Here is a 5687-nt window from a genome sequence, read left to right on the forward strand (position 1 = left end):
CTAAACGGACGTGGAGGGAAGCGTTAGACTACCGCCAAGGAAGCAGCACCCTGTGAAGCGTCAACCCGCCGAGGAGCTATGGCTCAGTAGGAATCCCCGTGCCTAACAGCCGGGGAGGATGTCAAAGAGAATAAAATTAGGTAATTAATTTTGCTTAAGCACTTAGCAGTGCTTGAAGGGTATATTGACAAATTGCAGAGACTACCCAATAGCTAAAAGTCTTATATTATTAGCTTTTTATATCAAATTCGCTAAAAAATGTTCTATCTGAGCCCCATCTCCCCATCTCTCCATCTCCCCATCCCCCCATCCCCCCATCTCCCCATCTCCCACTTTTTCTAAACAATCACCTCAAGGACTGCCATATATGAGATTATGGGTATGATAGATTCGGTAATGTAACGTTTCTTATTCATTAAGAACATAATCTCAAAAATCATGGTAGCGGTAGCAATTTTAGCGGCTGGACGTGGCACCAGAATGAAGTCTGACCTACCCAAGGTATTACACCAGTTAGGTTCTTGTACCTTAGTTGAACGGGTCTTGAAAAGTTGTGTTTCTATTCAACCATCGAGAATAATTATTATAGTTGGTTATCGTGGAGACCTTGTACAAGAGTCTCTTCTGAATACTGAAAATCAAGACGATAACTTACCCACCCCGGAATTTGTAGAACAGAGGGAACAATTAGGGACTGGTCATGCCGTTCAACAGTTATTACCCAGTCTTGAAGGATTTTCTGAAGACCTTCTGGTTTTAAATGGGGATGTACCATTATTACGGCCAGAAACTCTGAAGAATTTAATTGACACTCACAAAGAAAATAAAAATGCAGCCACAATCTTGACTGCGAATCTACCTAATCCTAAAGGTTACGGTAGAATATTTTGTGATATAAACAATATCGTTACGCAAATAGTAGAAGACCGAGACTGTACGGCAGCTCAGAAACAAAACCACCGAGTAAATGCCGGAGTCTACTGTTTTAACTGGCCCGCTTTAGCAGAGATTTTACCAAAACTCACCACAAATAATGATCAACAAGAGTATTACATAACAGATACAGTTAATTTTCTTAGCCCTGTTATGGCGGTTGATGTGGATGACTATCAAGAAATTGTGGGAATTAATGACCGTAAACACTTGGCTACAGCTTATGATATTTTGCAAACTAGGGTTAAAGATGATTGGATGAGTGCCGGAGTAACTTTGATAGACCCCGATAGTATAACTATTGATGATACAGTTTTGTTACAACGGGATGTGATTATTGAACCACAAACTCATATTCGGGGTAGAAGTACCATTGGTGCTGGTAGTCGCATTGGGCCAGGAACTTTGATTGAAAATAGTCAGATCGGTAAAAATGCATCGATTTTGTATTCGGTGATTTCTGATAGTACGGTGGCTGATCGTACTCGTATTGGCCCTTATGCACATCTACGAGGAGATTCTCAAGTGGGGTCTCACTGTCGAATTGGTAATTTTGTAGAATTGAAAAAAGCTCAGGTGGGCGATCGCACTAATGCAGCTCATTTATCTTATTTAGGGGATGCGACTTTGGGAGAAAAGGTAAATGTTGGTGCAGGTACAATTATTGCTAACTATGATGGGGTGAAAAAACATCATACCGAAATTGGCGATCGCTCTAAGACTGGTGCAAATAGTGTATTGGTTGCTCCTGTTACTTTGGGGGAAGATGTGACGGTGGCGGCTGGTTCGGTAGTAACAAAGAATGTGGAGGATGATAGTTTGGTTATTGCTCGTTCTCGACAACTTACGAGAAAAGGTTGGCGGTTGAAACAGTCTGATGAGAAGCAGCAACAGGCAAATGAGTCGGAGCAAAAAACTCAAGAGTAGAGGAGTAGGGGAGTGGGGGAGTGGGGGAGTAGGGGAGTGGGGGAGTGGGGGAGCAGGGGAGTGGGGAGAATAGAAAGATTTACTGTTGAAGCAAGAGGATAAGTTTTTTGATTGCTCATTATCCGGAAATGATATTACATATTACAAATAAAGATTATTTTTTGTGCTTTTTTTCAGAAAATTTCTTGCCTGTTGTCTACTTCTGCAAAAATTCTATTCTTTTTCACAGATGTCTAATAGCTCAAAATGCTAACTTTTTGAGCAGACAAGGGTAGAAAAATTACAGGACTCTCATATTCGACCACATCCTCTGTAATTTCCTTTTCTCCTGTCTCCTGTCTCCTGTCTCCTGACTCCTACCCTCACCCATAAGACTTATTCAGCAAACCCTATTTAAGGAGATAATTTTGTGAAAGCTTTTGAAATTCAGGAATTTGGCAACTTAGTCTGTACTGAAAGACCACAACCACAACCAAAATTTGGAGAAGTTTTAGTCAGGGTAAAAGCAGTCTCTGTTAACTATCGAGATATTTTAATGGTAAAAGGTCTTTACCACCCCCATCTACATTTACCTGTTATTCCCTGTTCGGATGGAGTGGGAGAAGTTGTGTCCGTAGGAGAGGGTGTCACTAAATTTCAACCTGGGGATAGAGTCGCGGGTATTTTTATGCAGAAATGGCGATCGGGTAATTTAACTAAGGAGGTATTTAAGTCAGCTTTGGGTGGTGAAGTTGACGGAATGTTGGCAGAATATGTGGTCTTGTCTGAAGATGGTTTAGTAAGTATTCCGTCTCACTTATCTGATATAGAAGCAGCAACTTTACCTTGCGCTGCAGTAACAGCTTGGCACGCTTTGATGGAAGCAGGTTTAAAACCAGGGGAAACAGTTCTAATTATGGGAACAGGTGGGGTTTCTTTGTTTGCTTTACAGTTTGCAGTTATGGCAGGAGCAAGGGTTATAGCAACTTCTAGTAGTGATGAAAAGTTGGAGAGGGTGAAGCAGTTAGGTGCATCTGATGTAATTAATTATAAGTCTGTGCCAAAGTGGGAAAAACAGGTGTTGGCGTTAACTGAGGGAGTGGGAGTTGACTATATTGTGGAAGTTGGTGGAGCAAATACTTTGAGTAAGTCTTTAAAAGCAGTCAAAATAGGGGGGCAAATTAGTTTGATAGGTGTATTAGCAGGAGCGCAAGCAGAATTTAATCCTTTACCTGCGGTGATGAAAGGAGTCCGGATACAAGGAATTTTTGTCGGTTCGCGCCAGATGTTTGAGGAAATGAATAAGGCCATAGATGTGAATAAATTGCATCCTGTATGCGATCGCGTCTTTCCATTTGAGTCAGCTCCAGAAGCACTAAGTTATATGGAAACAGGTTCCCATTTTGGCAAAATTACAATTCAACTTTAGGGAGTAGGGAGTAGGGAGTAGGGAGTAGGGAGTAGGGAGGAGTGACAGGAAGTGAATACTTATAATTCATATCTAGATTATGGAACGCCAAATTTTACTCATAAATAAGGGAAAAAAATGAAAGCATTAGTATTAGAAAAACCAGGAACTCCTGATAGTTTACTTATGGCAGAAATGCCTTTGCCACAACCAGAAGCAGGAGAAATACGGGTAAAAGTCCATGCAGTAGGATTAAACCCTGTTGACTATAAAGTGGCTGCTTCTGGGTTTTCCAGGTGGAGTTATCCATTTATTTTAGGGTTAGATGTGGCGGGAGTTGTGGAGGCTGTCGGTGCTGATGTGACTGACTGGCAAGTTGGAGATAAAGTTTATTATCATGGGAATTTGTCGAAACCCGGTGGATATGCAGAATATACTAACGCTACCGCCATAGCAGTTGCTCCACTTCCAGAAGGTGTTTCTTTTGCTGAAGCTGCTGCTATTCCTTGTGCGGGTTTGACTGCTTACCAAGCTTTGCATCGACGTTTGCACATTCAGTCAGAGCAAACTATTTTAATTCATGGTGGTGCTGGTGGGGTTGGTGGTTTTGGGGTACAGTTGGCAGTGTTAGCTGGGTTGGAGGTAATTACAACTTGTTCTCAGAATAATTTTGATTATGTGCAAAAGTTGGGAGCAAAGCATTTAATTGACTATAAAAATGAGAATGTAGTTGTTAGGGTGAAAGAAATTACTAAAGGGCGGGGTGTTGATGCAATTTTAGATACGGTTAGTTCGGAAACTGCAACAAAAGGTTTTGATATGTTGGCATTTAATGGTGGAATTGCTTGTATTGCTGGGTTGCCAGATTTTAGTAAGTTTAGACCTTTTAATATTGCTGCTTCTATCCATGAAGTTGCTTTGGGAGGTGCTTATTTATCTGGGGATAAAAAAGCAATTAAAGATTTAGGAAAAATGGCAAGAGAAATGGGGGAGTTAGTCAGACAAAAAAAAGTTGATTCAATGTTAACAGAAGTAATTAGTTTGGAAGAAATACCAGAAGCATTAAACCGTTTAAAAGGTCGTCATGTCCGGGGTAAAATAGTTGCTAAAGTGGCAGAATAAAGTGTATTGGAGAAAAAAAATACCTTTGTAATATCATATCCGGATAATAATAGCGCGATGAACAAAAAACTTTCTCCTTTTCCTCCTCTTGTTATTTCTTCCCTCCTGACTTCTGACTCCTGACTCCTGACTCCTTCTTCTAATTTAGAGATTACATTCTTGAACTTTAGAATATAATATTCGACGTAAACGTTTAGTAATCATAAATTCGGGAATATTCACAGTAGCATCTAGCTCTCTTAAAGCTATTGGCAAATGACCTTTAGGAGCATTTTCTGAAAAATTTAACTGCTCATATTCTTTCCATTTTCTGGCTTTTCTCCAACCTAATTTGTCACCGAATATCTGATAACTTTGTGGATCATATGCTTCCAAGTTATTGCCAGTTTCTAAGTAAATTGACATTTGAATACTAATACCAAATTTGTCTTCAGAATATTTTCGCCATAGTCGATCTATATTGCTAATTTCTTCACAAGAAATTTTTTCTTTTATTGCTCTTGTATTGATACCTCCTCCTCTCTTTCTTTGAGTTAAAGTTAAAATCAGATCGTATGTTTCTTCGTCTGCTTCTTGCCATTTATTCTCTGCTAATAAGTTTTCTAACTTAGCATAAGGAGAATTGTCTGGCTCTGATGAAGCAATAACTTGAGATTGAGAAATATCTGATTTATTGTGGGTTAATATTTCTAGATTATTAGAGTTTGCTAATGATGGAAGTGCTGCCAAAATAATCCATAATAAAATAGTTAAATTTTTTAGTTTATACTTAATCATAAATTAACCTCCAAATTATTTATCATCATATTCTATAATTTATTTAAGATATAGTAATCCTATTTAATTAAAATTTTATAGAAAATATATTGGAATTAGCAGCCAACCCCTAAATATTTAGACTAAAATCCTCTGAATGCTTACAAATCCTCCTCTATCTCGGAGGAGGACTAAGTTACGATAAACATTATCATACATTTTTAAATTGACTAATTTTTTGAAGTCAAATAATCGTAACCATTCAGCTATTAATAATAAAGTTTAAGGCGTTTCAGCAACACCAAGTTTAATTTGGCTTTAACTTATCAATCGCTTTTACCGAAAAATCGTGGTCTAAAGACTGCCCTTTTAAGAGGATAAAAAAAAGAGAATTCCCTATTTTAAGCCTCCTCATTACAGAGGTACTGATAACTGATATCATGTCCGGTTGAATAATTAGACTTTGGTGGAAGGAAGGCAGCTATGCTGGAGGCAGGAGGCAGAAGGTTTTCTCCTTTTTTCACCTTAATTTTATACACGCTCCGATGCTACCGGACATGAT

4 protein-coding genes are annotated in these 5687 nt (G+C 38.9%); 3 read left to right on the forward strand and 1 reads right to left on the reverse strand.

Translation table 11 applies throughout. The features are described from left to right. Window positions 1-438 precede the first annotated feature (438 nt). The 3 genes from glmU to F6K54_RS39220 all read left to right on the forward strand — a co-directional run bounded on the left by glmU (window position 439) and on the right by F6K54_RS39220 (window position 4369). A complete protein-coding gene (gene glmU, locus F6K54_RS39210; protein ID WP_293089646.1) occupies window positions 439-1860 on the forward strand; it encodes a bifunctional UDP-N-acetylglucosamine diphosphorylase/glucosamine-1-phosphate N-acetyltransferase GlmU in 1422 nt (473 codons plus the stop codon). Between the two features lie 409 nt (window positions 1861-2269). Then, window positions 2270-3268, forward strand: a complete 999-nt coding sequence (locus tag F6K54_RS39215; RefSeq protein ID WP_293089647.1) for an NAD(P)-dependent alcohol dehydrogenase — start codon at window positions 2270-2272, stop codon at window positions 3266-3268. Between the two features lie 117 nt (window positions 3269-3385). Further along, window positions 3386-4369, forward strand: coding sequence for a zinc-binding dehydrogenase (locus F6K54_RS39220; protein WP_293089648.1), 984 nt, complete (start codon window positions 3386-3388; stop codon window positions 4367-4369). Window positions 4370-4513: 144 nt separating this feature from the next. On the opposite strand, the gene F6K54_RS39225 is transcribed toward F6K54_RS39220, so the two are convergent. Beyond that, entirely contained in the window at window positions 4514-5146 is a 633-nt protein-coding gene (locus F6K54_RS39225) for a GUN4 domain-containing protein (RefSeq protein ID WP_293089650.1), read from the reverse strand. Between the last annotated feature and the right edge of the window lie 541 nt (window positions 5147-5687).

The sequence above is a fragment of the Okeania sp. SIO3B5 genome (genome assembly GCF_010692555.1).
Lineage (GTDB): Bacteria > Cyanobacteriota > Cyanobacteriia > Cyanobacteriales > Microcoleaceae > Okeania.

Coding starts and splice junctions, on each gene's coding strand:
- glmU (WP_293089646.1), top strand. CDS start 439: ATGGTAGCGGTAGCAATTTTAGCGGCTGGACGTGGCACCAGAATGAAG.
- F6K54_RS39220 (WP_293089648.1), top strand. CDS start 3,386: ATGAAAGCATTAGTATTAGAAAAACCAGGAACTCCTGATAGTTTACTT.
- F6K54_RS39225 (WP_293089650.1), bottom strand. CDS start 5,146: ATGATTAAGTATAAACTAAAAAATTTAACTATTTTATTATGGATTATT.